This window comes from Paracoccus methylovorus (assembly GCF_016919705.1).
In the GTDB taxonomy this organism is placed as follows: Bacteria; Pseudomonadota; Alphaproteobacteria; order Rhodobacterales; family Rhodobacteraceae; genus Paracoccus; species Paracoccus methylovorus.
The window spans coordinates 389,659-406,099 of the sequence record NZ_CP070371.1; the positions used below are offsets into that span (position 1 = coordinate 389,659).

Here is a 16,441-nt window from a genome sequence, read left to right on the forward strand (position 1 = left end):
CAATGTCTGCGATGACAGACCGCGCTGCGGCACTCGAGAGCCTCATTGGAAGGCAGCAAAGGGCCGTCTTTTCATCCCTCCGCCAACACGGCTTTTGCATACCGCCCCGGCGGTTGGCCAGTGTGGCGGCTGAAAGCTGTGCTGAAGGTGCTCGCCGAGCCATAGCCGAGGCCACCGGCTGCGAGATGATCGAGACGCTGACGGGCCGCCAGATCGTGACGGATGAGACGAAGGAAACCAGCCTTCCCGGCATCTTCGCCTGCGGCGATGTCGCGCGGGCGCCGCATTCGGTGTCACTGGCGGTGGGGGACGGGGCATGGGCCGGGGCGCAACTGCACCGCTCGCTGGTCTGGCCGGAATGAGCGGCGCGGCCCATCCGGGCGATGCCGCCAGCTATGCCGGCCGCGTCGCGCGCCATGTGCCGGGATTGCAGGACCTGCACCGCATGGCGGCGCTGCTGCTGGCCGAGCATGTGTTGGAAAATGGCCGGGTTCTGGTCCTTGGTGCGGGCGGCGGGCTGGAGTTGCGAGCCTTTGCACAGGCGTATCCGGGCTGGCGCTTCGACGGGGTCGATCCTTCGCCCGACATGATCGCCCAGGCGCGGGATATTCTGGGTGCAGCGGCCACGCGCGTTACCTTCCATCAGGGCTATATCGATGCAGCGCCCGAGGGCCCCTTCGACGGCGCGACCTGCCTTCTGACCCTGCATTTCCTGCCTCGCGAGGAACGCCTGCGCACCCTGCGCCAGCTGCATCGCCGCCTGCGCCCCGGCGCGCCCTTCGCCATGGCCCATCACAGCTTTCCGCAGGCGGACGGCCAGCAGGATCTGTGGCTGCGGCGCAATGCGGCCTGGCTGGTCTCGGGCGGCGTTCCCGAGGCGCAGGCCATGGCCGGCATGGCCACGATGAAGGAACGCCTGCCGGTGCTGACGCCCGAGGAGGATGCCGCGCTTCTGGCAGCGGCGGGCTTCCGCGAGGTCCAGCTGTTCTATGCCGCTCTCACCTTCAAGGGCTGGATCGCCCGGGCGTGACAGTGCCAGATCATGCTGCGGCAATTTCATCACCGTCCTCGGTGACCGGTTGCGCCAGTGCCTGCGCCACAGCGTCGGAGACGGCGTCCGCCGCCGAGCGGACCGGATCGGTCTTGAGATGCGCATAACGCGCCGTGGTCTGAACCTGCGTATGGCCGAGGAGCCGCCCGATCATCGTCAGGTCCTGCCCGAGCTGCAGCGCATCCGAGGCGAAGGAATGGCGTAGATCATGGATACGAAGATCGTCCAGCCCGGCGCGCTTGCGCAACCGCCGCCACGGCTTCTGCATGTCGGTCAGATGCTGACCCTCCATCCGGCCGGTGATGACATAGGGGTTTCCGTCGATCTTCGGGATGGTTTTCAGGACCTTGATGGCCGCCTTGCCGATCGGGACCAGCTTGGCGCCGGTCTTGGAATCCGGCAGGCGGAGAAGGCCGTTGCGGTAATCGACATAGCGCCATTTCAGGGTCTGAATCTCGCTGAGGCGGCATCCGGTCAGCAGCAGGAGGCGGATGCAGAAGGCGGCCTCGGGTTCGTCTTTCGCCTCATTCAGCACCTTGCCGAGGCGTGCCAACTCGTCCGGGGTGAGATAGCGCTCGCGCTTTTCCTCCCGGTATCGCTTCACCTTCCAGCAGGGGTTCACTCCGTCGGTGCGCACGCCCCAGGTATGGGCCACGGTGAACATCACCGAGAGGACGCCGAGGGTCCGGTTCGCCTGATAGGGGATATGCTTCATGGACTGGTGCAGTCCGACGACGTCGGCCCGGGTGATGTCGATGATGCGATGACTGCCGAACCTCGGATTGATGAACAGATCGATGGATCGCTCGTACTCGCCATAAGTCGAGGCTTTGCAATGCAGCGCGACGTGATCCGAAAGGAAGCGTTTGCTGAACTCTTTGATGGTCGGGGAGGCCTTTCGGCGGTCGCGCTCACCGGCGGGATCGGCGCCGAGCCGCACATCCGACAGATATTTCATTGCCTCGGTGCGGGCCATTTCCGGCGTCATCGCACCATGCAGCCCGATGTTGACACGGCGCGAACGGCCGCCGGCGCGGTACTGGGCCAGATACATCTTTCGCCCCGATGGATAGACGCGCAATCCGAAGCCTTTCAGCTCTTCGTCCCAGAGGAAGAACTCCTGCCCGGTTGGCACCGCCGCGTCGACGGAACGTTTCGTGATTTTTGTCATCTTCACCCCTCCAGTTCCGGAATCTCCGGAAGCAAATCGGAAGCAACAGGAAGCAAATCATTGCGCTGCTGTGGCGAAGAGAAGGGTAGGGGGGAATTCGATATAAATCAATATTAACAGTCAGTTGTGCGAGTATTGGCGCTTTCTTCGTGCCATGGCGAAAGGTGGCGAAAATGCCCAGACCAAAACTCATAACCTGAAGGTCGTAGGTTCAAATCCTACCCCCGCAACCATTGAAACCGACACTCCCGCGCGAACCCCGCCGGGAGTGTTTGTTTTTGTAGCCTTTCCAATGCTTTGACGCTCCGTCCATTCGAGGATCGTCCGCAGTTCGCCATGCAACGTGGCGAAAATCTCGCCCCGTTCCGGGCCGGGCGTCAGCACGATCTTCTCGATCAGCATCCGCAACGCTGCCGCTGCCTGGGGCCGTTCGTCGGGGTGAGCGAGGGCACCAGTCAACGCGGCGACCTTCTTCGCATAGATCGCTGAGGCGCTTGGCAGAATGTCTGGTGTGTCGTCCGGCGCGTCGGCGAGCAGTTCGGCCAGTTCGGTCTTGCGCGCCTCCAGCGTGTCCATCTCGTTCTTCATGCTCGGATGGAACATGCCTTCCTTGATCGCCTCGATGATGCCCCTGATCTGCTTCTCGACCTTCACCAGCTCCGCCTTCCAGGCGTCGCCGTTGGAGCGGCGCTCGCGGTTCAGCCGGTTCGTTTCCTCGGCATAGGCCCGCATCGCTGCCGCGGCGACTTCGGGCGCCATCATCCGCTCCTTCAGTCCGGCGAGTACACGCCGCTCCAGGTCTTCGCGCAGGATGGTGCGAGTGTTGGAGCAGGCGCCCTTGGTCACATGCGTCGAGCACGCGAAGCGGTCGGAACCCCGGATGGAGAAGGGGCCTCCGCAGCAGCCGCAGAACACCAGTCCCGAAAGCAGGGTCTTCGGCCGGTGGGTGCCATTCAGGCGGTTCTTCTTGTGGTGCTTGCGGACGCCTTCGGCGACATTGGCGTATTTGGCCGAGGTGGCGGCCTGCCGCGCCTTCACCGCCTGCCAGAGTTCGTCGTCGACGATGCGCAGGTCGGGAACGTCCTTGACGATCCATTCCGATTCCGGGTTGAGGCGTGAGACGCGCTTTCCCGTCGACGGGTCTTTCAGATAGCGCAGCCGGTTCCAGATCAGCTTGCCGATATAAAGCTCGTTGTTGAGGATGCCCGTGCCGCGCTTCGCGTGACCATGGATGGTGGTGTCGTTCCAGAGCCGTCCTTCGGGGCCGGACACGCCTTCCTCGTTCAGCGTCCTGGCGATAACGCGCGGGCTGATACCTTCGGCATAGTCGCGGAGGATGCGCCGCACGACATTGGCCTCGGCTGCGTCGATCTCGCGGTCGCCCCGGATCGGATCGCCGCGCGCATCGAGCTGCTTCACGACCTTGTAGCCATAGCAAAGCCCGCCGCCCGACTTGCCATCCTCGACGCGGCCACGGATGCCGCGATGCGTCTTGGCGGCGAGGTCTTTGAGGAACAGCGCGTTCATCGTCCCCTTGAGGCCGACATGAAGCTCGCTGATCTCGCCCTCCGCCAGCGTGACGATGGGAACGCCGGCGAACTTGAGATGCTTGAACAGCGTCGCCACATCGGCCTGGTCGCGGCTGATGCGGTCGAGCGCCTCGGCCAGCACGATATCGAACTGTCCCGCCTGCGCGTCCTGCAACAGCGACTGGATGCCGGGACGCAGGATCATGCTCGCGCCGGAGATGCCCGCGTCCTTGTAGGTGCCGACGATCTTCCACTGTTCGCGCTTGGCCTGCTCGCGGCAGATGCGGAACTGATCCTCGATCGAGGCGTCCCGCTGATTGTCGGAGGAATAGCGGGCATAAAGGGCAACGCGGGTCATCGGCAGTCTCTCCTATGCAACCTTGTCCATCCGGCTCGGCCGGATCAGCACTTCGGCCGAGATGCCGAGCCGGGCGTGCAACTGCCGGATCATGTCGATCGAGAGGCTGCGCTTGCGGTTCAACACATCCGCCACGCGGTTGCGCGGGCCGATCATCGGTTCCAGATCCTTGCGGGTCAGCCCTTGCTGTTCCATGCGGAAGCGAATCGCCTCCACCGGATCGGGCGGGTCCATCGGATAGTGCTTCGCCTCATAGACGTCGATCAGCGTGGCCAGCACGTCGAGCCGGTCGCCTTCCGGCGTCCCGCTCTTTGCGCCCCACAGCCGTTCGACCTCGGCCAGCGCGTCTTCGTAATCCGCTTCCGTGCGGATCGGCTTCAGGTCAGTCGCCATGCTCGATCTCCTTCACGTCGATCCTGTCATAAGCCTTGTGCGTGCCGAGCCACTTGATCCAGACGATGCCCTTCTCGAAGTCCGCCGACACGACGAGGCGGTAGTCATTGCCCTTGATGTTGAAGACGATCCGCTCGGCGCTGACGATGCTCGCCGTCGCATAGAGTCGCTTCACATCGGCGGTGCTCGCCCATTCCGCCTTGCTCACTTCGTCAAACCAGGCATCGAGCGCGGCTTTCACAGCCGGCTGCTCTTTCTGCCCGGCGAGGCTTTCGACAAATTCTCGCAAGGTGCGGCGAGCAATAATCCTCATGGATCACCTATATCACGGGACCAAAATGGTCACAAGAAGAATATGCGAATGCCCCGGCGCGGGTATAGCGTCGGGGCGATGACCGACCTGCCGGGTGCTCCGGTCGCTACCCGAGCAGGGCGTCCAGCGGCGTGAACCGGGCGTCCATTTCCGCACGCTCAACCGCGTCAATGACGATATCGACGGCTTCCGCCGTGCGGCGAATGGGATAAGGGCGACCGTTCCCGCATCAGGGCGGTCAACCTCCACCTGCTTGCCCACTGTCGTGGATCCAGGTATGACGCCGCGAACCGCAAGGACTCGGGTGCGATTCCCGGGTGGCTCTTCCGGCCGCCGATCCGCCGGACCATTCTGAACAAACCCGATCCCACAGGCCCGCCCTTTCCCAGGCGGTCTTCGTCCCGGGTATGGATCACGCATGAATTCTCTTACCTCATACCGGCACGAATGGCTGGGCAACATCCGCGCCGACCTGCTGTCGGGCTTGGTCGTCGCCCTGGCCCTCATCCCCGAGGCCATCGCCTTCTCGATCATCGCCGGTGTCGATCCGAAGGTGGGGCTTTACGCCTCCTTCTCCATCGCGGTCATCACCGCCATCGCCGGCGGGCGGCCCGGCATGATTTCGGCCGCGACCGCGGCAACGGCGGTGCTGATGGTGACATTGGTGCGCGACCACGGGTTGCAATACCTGCTGGCCGCCACGGTGCTGGCCGGGCTGGTCCAGATCGGCATGGGGCTGCTGCGGCTGGGCTTCGTCATGCGCTTCGTGTCGAAATCGGTGATGACCGGCTTCGTCAATGCGCTGGCGATCCTGATCTTCATGGCGCAGCTGCCGGAACTGGATCCCGCCCGCGTGCCGCCGCTGACCTACCTGCTGGTGGCGGCGGGGCTGGCGATCATCTACCTGTTCCCGCTGCTGACCCGCGCCATCCCTTCGCCCCTGGTCACCATCGTCGTGCTGACGGCGCTGAGCCTGGCCTTCGGCTGGGACGTGCGCACGGTGGGCGACATGGGCGCGCTGCCCGACACGCTGCCCGTCTTTCTGCTTCCCGACGTGCCGCTGAATCTGGAAACGCTGACGATCATTCTGCCCTATTCGCTGGCGGTCGCCGTGGTCGGGCTGCTGGAAAGCCTAATGACCCAGAACCTGGTGGATGAGTTGACCGACACCAGGACCGACCGTAACCAAGAATGCATCGGCCAGGGACTGGCCAATACGGCCACCGGCTTCATCGGCGGCATGGCCGGCTGCGCGATGATCGGGCAGTCGATGATCAACGTCAAATCCGGCGGGCGCGGGCGGCTGTCCTGCTTCGTCGCGGGGGTATTTCTGTTGATCCTCGTCGTGGGTCTGGGCGATCTGGTGGCGCGCATCCCGATGCCAGCGCTGGTGGCGGTGATGATCATGGTCTCGGTCGGCACGTTTTCCTGGTCCTCGATCGGGAACCTGCGGACGCATCCGCGATCATCCTCGGTGGTGATGCTGGCAACGGTGGCGACAGTGGTCTGGACCCACAACCTGGCCATCGGCGTGCTGATCGGTGTGCTGCTCTCGGGCATCTTCTTCGCCGCCAAGATCGCGCAGCTTTTCCGCGTCACCTCGGCCCTGTCGCTGGACGGGCGCAGCCGGACCTATCGCGTCGAGGGGCAGCTTTTCTACGGCTCGGTCGAGGACTTCATGGCCGCCTTCGACTTCCGCGAGGCGCTGGAGCGGGTGGTGATCGACGTTTCCGCCGCCCATATCTGGGATATTTCCAGCGTGCAGGCACTGGACATGGCGGTGCTGAAGTTCCGCCGCATCGGGGCCGAGGTCGAGGTCGTCGGCCTGAACGAGGCTTCCGAGACCATCCTCGACCGCCTGGGCAGCCATGACAAACCGGGCGCGCTGGACAGGCTAAACGCACATTGACGAGGATGGAGATGAGCGATCGTATCGTCGCCTTGGTGGACGGGTCCGACTATTCCAAAGCACCTGCCGTCATTCCGGCGAGCTGTCCAAGCCGCTGTGGCCCCTATTGAGATCCCGCAGGTGCTGGGCCGGCCTAGAAACAGGGGATCGATGCGTCGATGACCAGCCCGGCCAAGATCCGTTGCTTTTACGTTCTGTCGTGCCGACAAGGAAGTCGTTGTTGCCACGCCATTTTTCGTGGCGCACTGGCTCCGTTCCGGGTTGATCCCAAACGCCACATTCGTCCACTCTCGTCCTGAAGAATTCGTTGTTAAAGAAGAAGAACCAGACTCAACCCCAGGACCAACTTAAACAAAGGAAAACATTTACCGTAGGGGTTGGGCGGCAGGGCCGGCATTTTGCTTTTCTCGGTCGACCCCGGAAGCTGGTAAACGGCCTCAGTTCTGCCCAGCCGCAAGAGGACCAGGGACGTGAAATTTCCCATTCACGCAGCACCCTCGCGCCGTCGCAGCTTGAGGGCGTCCGCCAGCCACAGCCGGGCCAGCCCGTGATACAGCGGTTCGGGCGACAGCAGGCGCGACACGCCAAAGCCAAGCATCGCGGCGGCCATGATGGGCAGGGCATGTTCCTGCGTTGCGGTCATCTCCATGACGATAACGAAAGCGGTCATCGGCGATTGCACGACACCGGCGAAATAGGCCGCCATCCCGAGCACCGCCGCAAAGCTGAGCGAGGCCGAGAACAGGCCGCCGATCAGATTGCCCAGCCCCGCACCGACCGAAAGCGACGGCGCGAACAAGCCGCCCGGAATACCCGATACGGTCGAGGCCAGCGTCGCCAGCAGCTTGGCCAGGAAAAAGCTGGCGGGCAATTGCTCACCCTGCACCGCCAGCCGCGCCTCGCCGTAGCTGGTGCCAAAGGCCATGCCGCCGCTGAGCAGCCCCGTCACCGCGACCGCCAGACCCGCCGCGCCGGCGACGACGACCAGCTTGCGTCCGGGCGCCAGCTTCCAGCGCCGGATGCGCCGGGTCAGGGACAGCACCGACCGGCTGAACCCGGCACCAAGCGCACCGCCGGCAATTCCCACCACCCCGACCAGCAGCCAGTCGCGCGGGAAATTGCCATAGGCCACGGCCTCGCCGAAATAGGTGTAGCTGCCCGAGATCGCCAGCGCCGCGATCCCGGCGATCACCACTGTCGAAAGCACCAGCCCATTGGTGCGGCTTTGATAGGTGCGCGCCATTTCTTCGATTGCAAAGACTATACCAGCCAGCGGGGTGTTGAAGGCGGCTGCGATTCCGGCGGCCGAGCCCGCAAGGATCAACCCTTTGGCCTGGGCCAGATGCCCGACGCGCGCGCTGGCCAGCATGATGGCGGCGCCGATCTGGACGGTCGGGCCCTCGCGCCCGATCGAAGCGCCGCAGAGCAGGCCCCACAGCGTCAGCAGGAACTTTCCGGCGGCGATCCTCAGCGTCAGATACAGCCTCCGCTCCTCGCCCTCCAAGGCGCGGGCGGCGATGGCCTGCGGGATGCCGCTGCCCTGCGCGCCGGGAAAATATCGTTGCGCGACCCATCCCGAAGAGATGAAGCCCGCAGGAAGCGCCAGAAGCAGCCAGGGCGAGGTTCCCCCGGCCGAGAGATGGCGGAACGTCTCGGTTGCCAGGTCAGCGAGCTTGGCGAAGGCGGTGCTGACCAGCCCGACCAGCAATGCGCCGCACCAGAAGACCATCCGCCCACGCCATTGTTCCCGGCTCGTGATCAGCGCGCGCGAGCGTCGGAGGATGCGAAACCGGGGGCGAGGCATGGGCATGTCGGATCCTGTGTCGCCAAGCAGGCAGAGAGCAGAAGGCCGGAATGAGATCTTCCCTGCATTCCATAGACCTGGTGGAGAAGACAAATGCAAACCGGGCCGGACATGACCGCCCGGCCCGCCCAGCCTCAGGTCAGTTCCCGCTTTTCGGCCAGCAGGCCCTTGAGAATGGCCCAGCAGGCGCCCAGCAGCACCAGCGTGAAGGGCAGGCCGGTCGAAACCGCCATCGCCTGCAAGGCCGTCAGCCCGCCACCCAGAAGCAGGGCGATGGCGACCAGCCCTTCGAAACTGCACCAGAAGATGCGCTGCGGCACCGGCGCGTGGATCTTGCCGCCCGCCGCGATGGTGTCGATCACCAGCGAGCCGGAATCCGAGGAGGTGACGAAGAACACGATCACCAGAACAATGCCGATGAAGCTGGAAATCGCGGTCAGCGGCAGCTGCGACAGCATCTGGAACAGCTGCAGTTCCAGCGCCGCATCGGTCACACCCGAAAAGCCGGCCAATGTCTCGGAAATCGCGGTGCCGCCAAAGGCCGTCATCCACAGGACCGAGATCAGCGAGGGCACGATCAGCACCGCGGTCAGGAACTGCCGCACGGTCCGCCCGCGCGAGACCCTGGCGATGAACATGCCGACAAAGGGCGACCAGCTGATCCACCAAGCCCAATAGAAGGCGGTCCAGCCATGGCGGAAGTTGTCGTCGGTGCGCCCGAACGGGTTGGACAGCGGCAGGATCTTGGCGCCATAGGCGGCCAGATTGCCGAAAAAGCCGGTCAGGATCTGCCAGGTCGGCCCGGTCAGGATCACGAAAAGCAGCAGCAGGACCGCAAGGATCATGTTGATCTCGGACAGGCGCTTGACGCCCTTTTCGACGCCCAGCACGACCGAGGCCGTGGCCACCCCGGTGATGATGACGATCAGCACGATCTTGGCGGTCAGCGCGGTGCTCCAGCCGAACAGGAAATGGAAACCCGCCGATGCCTGCTCGGCGCCGATCCCCAGCGAGGTGGCCAGCCCGAACAGCGTCGCCATCACCGCCAGCACATCCACGACATGGCCCGGCCAGCCCCAGACCCGTTCGCCCAGAATCGGATAGAACACCGAGCGCAGCGTCAGCGGCAGCCCCTTGTTATAGGCAAACAGCGCCAGAGCCAGCGCCACGACCGCATAGATCGCCCAAGGATGCAGGCCCCAGTGAAAGATCGTCGCGGCCATCGCCAGCCGCCGCGCGCCCAGTTCGTCCCCCGGCGCGCCGTCCAGCGGCGCCCAATCGGTGCGCACGCCGTTTTCGACCACCGGCCCGCCCAATGCGGCGGTGAAATGGCCCAGCGGCTCACTGACGCCATAGAACATCAGGCCGATGCCCATGCCGGCGGCAAACAGCATCGAAAACCAGCCGGTCAGCGAGAAATCGGGCGTGGCCTCGGGGCCGCCCAGCCGGACCGAGCCCAGCGGCGACAGGATCAGGCCAACGCACAGCAGCACGAAGACATTGCCGGCGATCAGGAAGAACCAGTCGAAATTGCTGGTAACGACGTCGCGCAATCCGCCGAAGAACGGCCCCAGCACCGAGGGGAACAGCAGCGTGGCCGCGGTAAAGACCACCACCGCGACGCCGGAGATCATGAAGACGGGGTTGTGGATGTCGAAGGCGACCGGCTTGACGCCTTCGATATTGTCCTGTCCGATCTCGTAATCGGTCGCGATGATCTGGGTCGGGCCCTCGGGCGGCGGCAGGGCCTCGATGCCGGCGTCGGCGATCAACGGTTCGGATGGGCTTATCTGTGACATGCGTCCCTTTCTCATTTGGGTTCGATCGGGCGCCGAAAGCTTCGACTCGACGCGAAATGCGCCTGGGGACCCAGAGTTTCACAGTTTCTTTATGATTGCCATCCGCAGCCGCCTGACAGTTGAACTGGGACATGGCGATGCTTGCATCATTCGAAATTCTTCCGCTGGCAGATCAAGATCGTCGTTTCTTCGAGATCCGCGAGGTGGTTCGTCCCAGGAATCGGTATTTAGCCTTGGGGATATGGGACCGGCTGACAAAATAAGGCGTTCGATCGCCGAAAGCTCCGGAGGACCGCAGCGTAGCCCAGGCGATAGTGGATTGCGATTGGCGGTGGGCTTTGCTGTAGTCAGGCGAAGGCACTTCTGAGGGAAGCAATGACGTCTTACTGGAATGGCCGACAGGCACGGCCCGACAACCTCCGGCTGTTGACCCATGAGGGTGCCTGGAAGGCGTGGGCAGATGCTGAAGAACCGATGCCGGCGGATCCAGAGCATCGGCTTCGCGGGTGCCGCTCCATCGTGACGCAGGCACTTCAGGACGTCTTGCACTCGACTAATGTGATCATCCTGCTCGGCTCAGGCGCATCGTTTTGTGCGCGAAATACGACAGGTCCTAATGCTCCGGGCATGCGGGATTTATGGGTTGGGGTGCGGGCAGCTTGCGAAGCGCACCGCGCCGGTGAATTCGATGCGGTAGTGAGGGCGCTGGTTGGAACGGCACCCGGAGTAGATCCGGACGGCAACCCGAAGACTGGCAACATCGAACGACTGCTCAGCCTGTGCAAAATGCGCCTCGAGCTTCTGTCGGTGAAAGAGGAAACCTTGAAGAATGCGCGATCGCTGGTGGACGATCCCGGGCCAGAGGAAGCCGCCGCCGTTGCGGAAATGGAAAGTCTCTCAGCGTTCGTGTCGCTGGCAGAGGAAGCGGTCCTAACCAAGGTCGGCTTCGTGAATGCGACGACGGAGCTTTCGGCGCATACGGAACTTCTTACGAAATTCGGTCGCAGGAGTGCTGACAAGCCCCGGGTCAAGATTTTTACGACGAACTACGACTTGTGTATCGAGGAGGCGGCACTCCGGCTCAATGCGGTTCTCGTGGATGGATTTTCGCACAGCGCGCGGCAGCGATACAATCGAGACAACTTCGATCATGATATCGTCCGCCGGCGCAACGGCACCGCACGCGCAGACTTCGTCGACGGTGTCTTCCAACTCTACAAACTGCATGGCTCTGTCGACTGGAGACGTGTCGGCGACCACGTCTTCCGCAGTTTGGATATGGATTTTGAGCACGGCGCACCCGTCCTGATCTACCCCCGGTCTACGAAATATCAGGAGGCGTTCGATAGCCCCTATCTCGATATGTTCGCGGCATTGCAGGCCGGGTTAAGGGAGCCCGATACGACACTGATCATCGCGAAGACCCCGCCCCACCGGACGGCGCTGTTGCGCAAATCAGCCGATGACCGGACTTCCCCTTTCCCCGGGCACACCTATCCTGCAGCCACGGTCATCGGGATACCGAGTGCTGTGAAGCGGTTGAGGACCGCCGCGCGGATCTGGACCTCTGCCACCTGGCGGTCGAAGTCTCGCGACATCAGCCGCTGGCCGAGCAGCTTCACGCAGTTCATTTTTGTTTCGACCCTGCTGCGGCGGTGATACCCGCTCCAGTTCCGCCAGAGCGCCCGGCCCAAGCGCTTCGATGCTCGCAGGATCTCGTTGCGCGCCCGGGCTCCGGCTGTGTCCGGCTTCCATGGCCTCGCATTCTGTCTCGGCGGTATGATAGCTGCAGCATCGCGGGCGGCGATGGCGTCATGGCAGGCACGGGTGTCATAGGCACCGTCGGCGGTGACGGTGGCGATCTCCTCCTCCGCCGGGATCTGGGCAAGCAGGTCCGGCAGCATCGGCGCATCGCCAACACTGCTGGAGGTGACCTCGACGTAAGCGTTTGCAGGGGATCACGGGCGGCTTAGCTTGCCGGCCTGAAGTTCCAGGGCAGCAGGTCGTCGATGCGGCTTTGCGGATGACCGCTGGCGATGGCGGTGAGCGTGGCCTTGAGGTAGGCGAAGGGCTCGATGCCGTTGATCTTGCAGGTTTCGATCAGCGAGGCGATGCGGCCCCAGGCGATGCCGCCTTCGTCGTGACCGGCGAAGAGTGCATTCTTGCGATTGAGGGCCATCACCCGTTCATTCTGCCCATGTCGGGCAATTTGTTGAGGTGCATTACCGGTGGCACGCGCTTTTTGGCCGACAGTTTCGGGTTGAGCGTGTCGACCGACGCAAGTCCGGTCAGTTTGTCCATATCGAGGTTCTGCCTGGCATCTTCATGGTCGTGGCCGCGTGGATGCTCGACCCGGCGGCTTGCACCGGAATGGACCTCGGCACGCCGCGCGTATCGCTCGCGGCCCTGTCGGATCTCGATGACCTTCTGACTCGGCGCGGTCTTCGGCGAAGCTCTTCCGGTGATATCATCGCCGGAAAGGAACAGACCGATGCAAGACCTGCCCACCGGGCCGTCGCGCCCCAGGCAATTGCAGATGCAGTTCGACTCGGAGCGGTTGCGCGGAATGAGCCCACGGGAGCGCCAGCAGGTATTGACGCGCCTGGCCATTCTGCTGGCCGAAGCAGCGGGAGCGAGCGAGCTGGAGGGAGGCGATGATGGACGGTGATGTTCTTCCACCGGCCATCCTGCAGCGCAAGGCGGTGGTCTATGTGCGCCAATCGACCCCGGCCCAGGTGGAGCTCAACACCGAGAGCCGGCGACGGCAGTATGAACTGGTCGAGATCGCGCGTCGTCGTGGTTTCAGGACCGTGGATGTGATTGACGACGATCTTGGCCGCTCCGCCAGCGGCATGGTGGCCCGGCCCGGCTTCGAGAAGCTTGTCGCCGCCTTGTGCGCCGGGGAAGTCGGCGCCGTGCTCTGCTTTGACGCTTCGCGGCTGGCACGCAACGGCAGGGACTGGCACCACCTGCTCGAACTGTGCGGGCTTGTCGAGGCGCGTGTCATCGACCTCGATGGCATCTACGATCCCTGCCTGCCGAACGACCGCCTGCTGCTCGGCATGAAGGGCAGCATCAGCGAGTTCGAGCTTGGGGTGATCCGGGCGCGCATGCTTGACGCCGCCCGGGCGAAGGCGCGCCGTGGCGAACTTCGGATCAGCGTGCCGATCGGCTATATCTGGCATCGCGAGGCCGGCCTCGGCCTCGATCCCGACTTCCGGCTCCAGCAGTGTCATCCGGCTGGTCTTCGAGCGATTCCGCCAACTCGGCAGCGCACGGCAGACGCATCTGTCGCTGGCGGCGGAGGGGGTGTTCTTTCCGCGCCCCTCGGACGGCAAACGCCTGACCTCCTTCGATTGGACAGCGATCCGCTATCGCAACGTCATCGGGCTGCTGAAGAACCCCTTCTACGCAGGGGCCTATGTCTATGGAAAGAGTGAGAAGCGCATTGAACTGGTCGACGGTCGCGCGCGTAAGACCTACGGCCATGGCAAGCCGCCTGAGGCGTGGGACGTGTTGATCCGTGATCATCATGCCGCCTATATCGATTGGGCGGAATACGAGCGGAACCAGATGCTGCTCGCAGCCAACGCCTATGGACGTGCGGGAGGACAGAAGTCCGGGCGGGGCGGCCGTGCTCTTCTTGCCGGCATGCTGACCTGCGGGCGCTGTGGCCGCGGTCTGGCCGTCGCCTATGTCGGCGCCCCGCCCGGCCGTCCGACCTATCGCTGCGATCGGCCCAATCTCATGCTCGGCCTGCCGCGCTGTCTCAGCTTCGGTGGATCCCGTGTGGACGCCGCGATCGCATCGGAGATACTGCGCGTGGTCGAGCCGATGGCGATCGAGGCCGCACTGGAGGCGGAGCGGATGCACAGGGAAGGAGAGGCCGAGCGCCGGCGCGTAGCCGAACTCGACCTGCAGCAGTCAGAATACGATGCTTCGCTGGCGGAACGGCGCTATGCTGTCAATCGGCGTTGAATGGTGCCCCCTTATCGGCGTCCAAAAGTGACCCCTTTGGCGCGCGGGTGAGCAGGCCCGTGGCGGCGTAGCTTTCCAGCTGGCGCAGCCGACGCGGGCCTGCGTTTTGGAGGGCGGTCAAGCTCGTGTTTTGATGCGCCAGCTGTCGTTGCCGGTTTCGACGATGTCGCAATGGTGGGTGAGACGATCGAGCAGCGCGGTGGTCATCTTCGCGTCTCCGAAGACGGTCGGCCACTCCCCGAATGCCAGGTTGGTGGTGACGATGACGGAGGTCTGCTCGTAGAGCTTGCTGACCAGATGGAACAGCAACTGACCGCCGGACTGTGCGAATGGCAAGTATCCGAGCTCATCGAGGATGACGAAGTCGAGCCGCATGAGATGCTCGGCCAGGCGGCCCGCCCGCCCTGCACGGGCCTCGGCCTCGAGCCTGTTCACGAGGTCCACAACATTGAAGAAGCGGCCGCGAGCGCCGTTGCGGATGGCAGCGCGCGCGATCGCCACGGAGATATGGGTCTTGCCGGTCCCGGTGCCGCCGACCAGCACGACATTGCGCTGCTGGCTGAGGAATTCCCCGCTGGCCAGCCCGATTTCAGATGCCGCAGGAAGGGGCGGTAGTTCACGGCGATGTGGGCGCCCGCACCCAGCACGAACAACCACGAAAGCCATTCGTGGACGAAGGTGACGTAGCCGGGCACGATGTCGAAGAACATCATGACGCCGGTTCCGAACATCAGAACCGAGGCGCCGATGGTCAGCGGAGTCGCCCAGCGGCGCATGGTTATGGCTTCGGCCATGTCGGAACCTTTCGAGTTGGGCGGGTGCAGGCCGGGGAGCAGGCGTCAGGCCAGCCTTTCCCGTCCTGCGGATGGGCCATCCGCAGCGATCCTCGCTATTTATCACCGCCTATTGTGTATTATGCACATAATTGAGCATGCGGCCCACGTCAAGCTGAAACGTGCAAAATACGCATATGTGGCATCACGGGTCAGCTCTCTTTGATGAATCCGATCCCGCCGGAGATAGTGCCACGACGGCAATACCGGCCAAGGCCAGCCCGACAAGGGCCATGGCCCACCCGGTGAAATGCTGGCCCTCGATCAGCAGCCCCCCGGCAATCGGTGCGACGATGTTGATCAGCGCGGCCATGGACTGGGCCATCCCCATCGCAGCACCCTGCGAGGTGGCGGGCACGATGAGTGAAAGTGCGGCGACAAGCGTGGGCCGGGCCAAGGCGATGCCTGTTGCGGCCATCACTATTCCGGCCGCCAACGCCGGGACCGTGCCGACAAGGCCGATGATCATGAACCCGATGGCGAGGAGGCTGAAGGAGGCCATGGCCAGCGTCCTCTCGCGCAGGGCCTTGCCAAGGAGCGGCATCACGACGACCTGCACCAGAATATTGATCGCTCCGGCCGCAACGAACACGAACCCGATCTCTGTCGGACCGAAGGGCCGGCCTTGCCATTGGAAGCGGGCGTGCAGCACCAGGGCGAATTGCGATCCGAACAGGCTGAACGCCATGAACAGCAGGGCGAGCGCCGCAAGAAGGTGCTTCACCTGCGGCAAGGCGAGAAGACCGCCGATCTGCGCCAGGAAAGGTGCTGGCGCTGGCTTGTGGATCGGCTGCTGTCCTTCGGCGGGAAGCAGGAGGCAGGTTGCCAGGATGCTGGCCAGGGAAACGACTGCGGCGACTCCGAACGGCACGGCCAGTCCCATCGGTGCCAGAACACCTGCCAGCGCCGGTCCGACCATCGTGCCGACACCCATCGCGGCACTGACGAAGCCGATGGCCTGTCGCCGCTTGTGGGGCGCAGTCCGGTCCGACACATAGGCGGTCGCGATCGAGATGTTGCCTGCCGACAGGCCGCCGAGGATTCGAGCGGCGAACACGACGGCAAGATTGGGGGCCAGGGCGAGCAGGAGGAAGCTCGCACAGGTTCCGATCTGGCTGGCCACCAGCAGCCGCTTGCGGCCGAACAGGTCGGAGGCTTTCCCGAGGATCGGCGCGGCCAGCAACTCGCACAGCGAAAAGCTGGCCAGCAGCAGGCCGATGGTCAGGGGCGTGGCTCCGAACTCGCTTGCGTAGAACGGCAGCAGGGGCAGGATCATGCCCAGACCAGCACTTTCCACCGCGAC

Annotated in this window: 12 protein-coding genes, 6 pseudogenes and 1 other annotated feature; of the genes and pseudogenes, 6 read left to right on the plus strand and 12 right to left on the minus strand. The window is 64.0% G+C overall.

The genetic code is table 11. From position 1 onward, the window contains the following. Positions 1-185: 185 nt before the first annotated feature. Positions 186-362 carry an FAD-dependent oxidoreductase gene (locus JWJ88_RS15105; RefSeq protein ID WP_407673931.1) on the plus strand — a complete coding sequence of 59 codons (177 nt, stop codon included), beginning with the start codon at positions 186-188 and terminating at the stop codon, positions 360-362. Next, the gene (locus tag JWJ88_RS15110) at positions 359-1,030 is read left to right on the plus strand and encodes a class I SAM-dependent methyltransferase (RefSeq protein WP_205296597.1); all 672 of its coding nucleotides are present in this window, start codon (positions 359-361) and stop codon (positions 1,028-1,030) included. Before JWJ88_RS15105 ends, JWJ88_RS15110 begins: the two co-directional genes overlap by 4 nt. Before the next feature lie 10 nt (positions 1,031-1,040). On the opposite strand, the gene JWJ88_RS15115 is transcribed toward JWJ88_RS15110, so the two are convergent. The 4 genes from JWJ88_RS15115 to JWJ88_RS15130 form a co-directional block, all read right to left on the minus strand. Further along, entirely contained in the window at positions 1,041-2,222 is a 1,182-nt protein-coding gene (locus JWJ88_RS15115) for a tyrosine-type recombinase/integrase (protein ID WP_205296869.1), read from the minus strand. A gap of 189 nt (positions 2,223-2,411) precedes the next feature. Then, positions 2,412-4,109 carry a recombinase family protein gene (locus tag JWJ88_RS15120; RefSeq protein WP_205296599.1) on the minus strand — a complete coding sequence of 566 codons (1,698 nt, stop codon included), beginning with the start codon at positions 4,107-4,109 and terminating at the stop codon, positions 2,412-2,414. A 12-nt stretch (positions 4,110-4,121) separates the two neighbouring features. Then, complete coding sequence (locus JWJ88_RS15125) at positions 4,122-4,502, minus strand: helix-turn-helix domain-containing protein (protein WP_205296601.1); 381 nt, start codon at positions 4,500-4,502, stop codon at positions 4,122-4,124. Beyond that, positions 4,492-4,815 (minus strand): type II toxin-antitoxin system HigB family toxin, encoded by a 324-nt coding sequence (locus JWJ88_RS15130; RefSeq protein ID WP_205296603.1) that lies wholly within the window; start codon positions 4,813-4,815, stop codon positions 4,492-4,494. Before JWJ88_RS15130 ends, JWJ88_RS15125 begins: the two co-directional genes overlap by 11 nt. A gap of 293 nt (positions 4,816-5,108) precedes the next feature. Next, positions 5,109-5,166 (plus strand) — a sequence feature (sul1 is cis-regulatory element that is thought to sense ions involved in sulfur or methionine metabolism; They are found in Alphaproteobacteria). Positions 5,167-5,233: 67 nt separating this feature from the next. Between JWJ88_RS15130 and JWJ88_RS15135 the strand changes: the two genes are divergently transcribed. Further along, positions 5,234-6,724, plus strand: a complete 1,491-nt coding sequence (locus JWJ88_RS15135) for a SulP family inorganic anion transporter (RefSeq protein ID WP_011749306.1) — start codon at positions 5,234-5,236, stop codon at positions 6,722-6,724. Between the two features lie 484 nt (positions 6,725-7,208). Here the strand turns inward: JWJ88_RS15135 and JWJ88_RS15140 are convergent, their stop codons facing one another. Together JWJ88_RS15140 and JWJ88_RS15145 are read right to left on the minus strand one after the other, a co-directional pair. After that, positions 7,209-8,534 (minus strand): chloride channel protein, encoded by a 1,326-nt coding sequence (locus tag JWJ88_RS15140; RefSeq protein WP_011749307.1) that lies wholly within the window; start codon positions 8,532-8,534, stop codon positions 7,209-7,211. A 128-nt stretch (positions 8,535-8,662) separates the two neighbouring features. After that, positions 8,663-10,327 (minus strand): BCCT family transporter, encoded by a 1,665-nt coding sequence (locus JWJ88_RS15145; RefSeq protein WP_011749308.1) that lies wholly within the window; start codon positions 10,325-10,327, stop codon positions 8,663-8,665. An 885-nt stretch (positions 10,328-11,212) separates the two neighbouring features. Here JWJ88_RS15145 and JWJ88_RS21825 point away from each other — a divergent pair. Further along, positions 11,213-11,512, plus strand: a pseudogene (locus tag JWJ88_RS21825) (hypothetical protein); the annotation flags it as partial. A 308-nt stretch (positions 11,513-11,820) separates the two neighbouring features. Here the strand turns inward: JWJ88_RS21825 and JWJ88_RS15150 are convergent. The 3 genes and pseudogenes from JWJ88_RS15150 to JWJ88_RS15160 form a co-directional block, all read right to left on the minus strand. Further along, positions 11,821-12,267, minus strand: a pseudogene (locus JWJ88_RS15150) (IS5 family transposase); the annotation flags it as partial. Between the two features lie 29 nt (positions 12,268-12,296). Further along, positions 12,297-12,512, minus strand: a pseudogene (locus JWJ88_RS15155) (transposase domain-containing protein); the annotation flags it as partial. Beyond that, on the minus strand, positions 12,506-12,937 hold the full coding sequence (locus tag JWJ88_RS15160) for a hypothetical protein (protein ID WP_028710128.1): 432 nt from the start codon (positions 12,935-12,937) through the stop codon (positions 12,506-12,508). The gene JWJ88_RS15160 and the pseudogene JWJ88_RS15155, both read right to left, overlap by 7 nt. Positions 12,938-12,984: 47 nt before the next feature. On the opposite strand from JWJ88_RS15160, the pseudogene JWJ88_RS21830 reads away from it, so the two are divergent. Both JWJ88_RS21830 and JWJ88_RS21835 read left to right on the plus strand, forming a co-directional pair. Further along, positions 12,985-13,416: pseudogene (locus JWJ88_RS21830) on the plus strand (recombinase family protein); the annotation flags it as partial. Positions 13,417-13,468: 52 nt separating this feature from the next. Next, positions 13,469-14,305: a recombinase family protein gene (locus JWJ88_RS21835; RefSeq protein WP_231486813.1), complete on the plus strand. Its 837-nt coding sequence runs from the start codon at positions 13,469-13,471 to the stop codon at positions 14,303-14,305. A 117-nt stretch (positions 14,306-14,422) separates the two neighbouring features. On the opposite strand, the pseudogene istB reads toward JWJ88_RS21835, so the two are convergent. From istB to JWJ88_RS15180, 3 genes and pseudogenes are all read right to left on the minus strand, one after another. After that, positions 14,423-14,887: pseudogene (gene istB, locus JWJ88_RS15175) on the minus strand (IS21-like element helper ATPase IstB); the annotation flags it as partial. 89 nt (positions 14,888-14,976) lie between these two features. After that, positions 14,977-15,099: pseudogene (locus JWJ88_RS22080) on the minus strand (hypothetical protein); the annotation flags it as partial. 184 nt (positions 15,100-15,283) lie between these two features. Continuing rightward, the gene (locus JWJ88_RS15180; protein ID WP_205296604.1) at positions 15,284-16,414 is read right to left on the minus strand and encodes an MFS transporter; all 1,131 of its coding nucleotides are present in this window, start codon (positions 16,412-16,414) and stop codon (positions 15,284-15,286) included. Positions 16,415-16,441 lie beyond the last annotated feature (27 nt).

Bases quoted from the DNA above. Each gene is read 5' to 3' on its own strand.
- JWJ88_RS15115 (WP_205296869.1), bottom strand. From the start codon at position 2,222: ATGACAAAAATCACGAAACGTTCCGTCGACGCGGCGGTGCCAACCGGG.
- JWJ88_RS15105 (WP_407673931.1), top strand. From the start codon at position 186: ATGATCGAGACGCTGACGGGCCGCCAGATCGTGACGGATGAGACGAAG.
- JWJ88_RS15120 (WP_205296599.1), bottom strand. From the start codon at position 4,109: ATGACCCGCGTTGCCCTTTATGCCCGCTATTCCTCCGACAATCAGCGG.
- JWJ88_RS15180 (WP_205296604.1), bottom strand. From the start codon at position 16,414: ATGATCCTGCCCCTGCTGCCGTTCTACGCAAGCGAGTTCGGAGCCACG.
- JWJ88_RS15140 (WP_011749307.1), bottom strand. From the start codon at position 8,534: ATGCCCATGCCTCGCCCCCGGTTTCGCATCCTCCGACGCTCGCGCGCG.
- JWJ88_RS15125 (WP_205296601.1), bottom strand. From the start codon at position 4,502: ATGGCGACTGACCTGAAGCCGATCCGCACGGAAGCGGATTACGAAGAC.
- JWJ88_RS15135 (WP_011749306.1), top strand. From the start codon at position 5,234: ATGAATTCTCTTACCTCATACCGGCACGAATGGCTGGGCAACATCCGC.
- JWJ88_RS15110 (WP_205296597.1), top strand. From the start codon at position 359: ATGAGCGGCGCGGCCCATCCGGGCGATGCCGCCAGCTATGCCGGCCGC.
- JWJ88_RS15130 (WP_205296603.1), bottom strand. From the start codon at position 4,815: ATGAGGATTATTGCTCGCCGCACCTTGCGAGAATTTGTCGAAAGCCTC.
- JWJ88_RS15160 (WP_028710128.1), bottom strand. From the start codon at position 12,937: ATGGCCAGGCGCGTCAATACCTGCTGGCGCTCCCGTGGGCTCATTCCG.
- JWJ88_RS15145 (WP_011749308.1), bottom strand. From the start codon at position 10,327: ATGTCACAGATAAGCCCATCCGAACCGTTGATCGCCGACGCCGGCATC.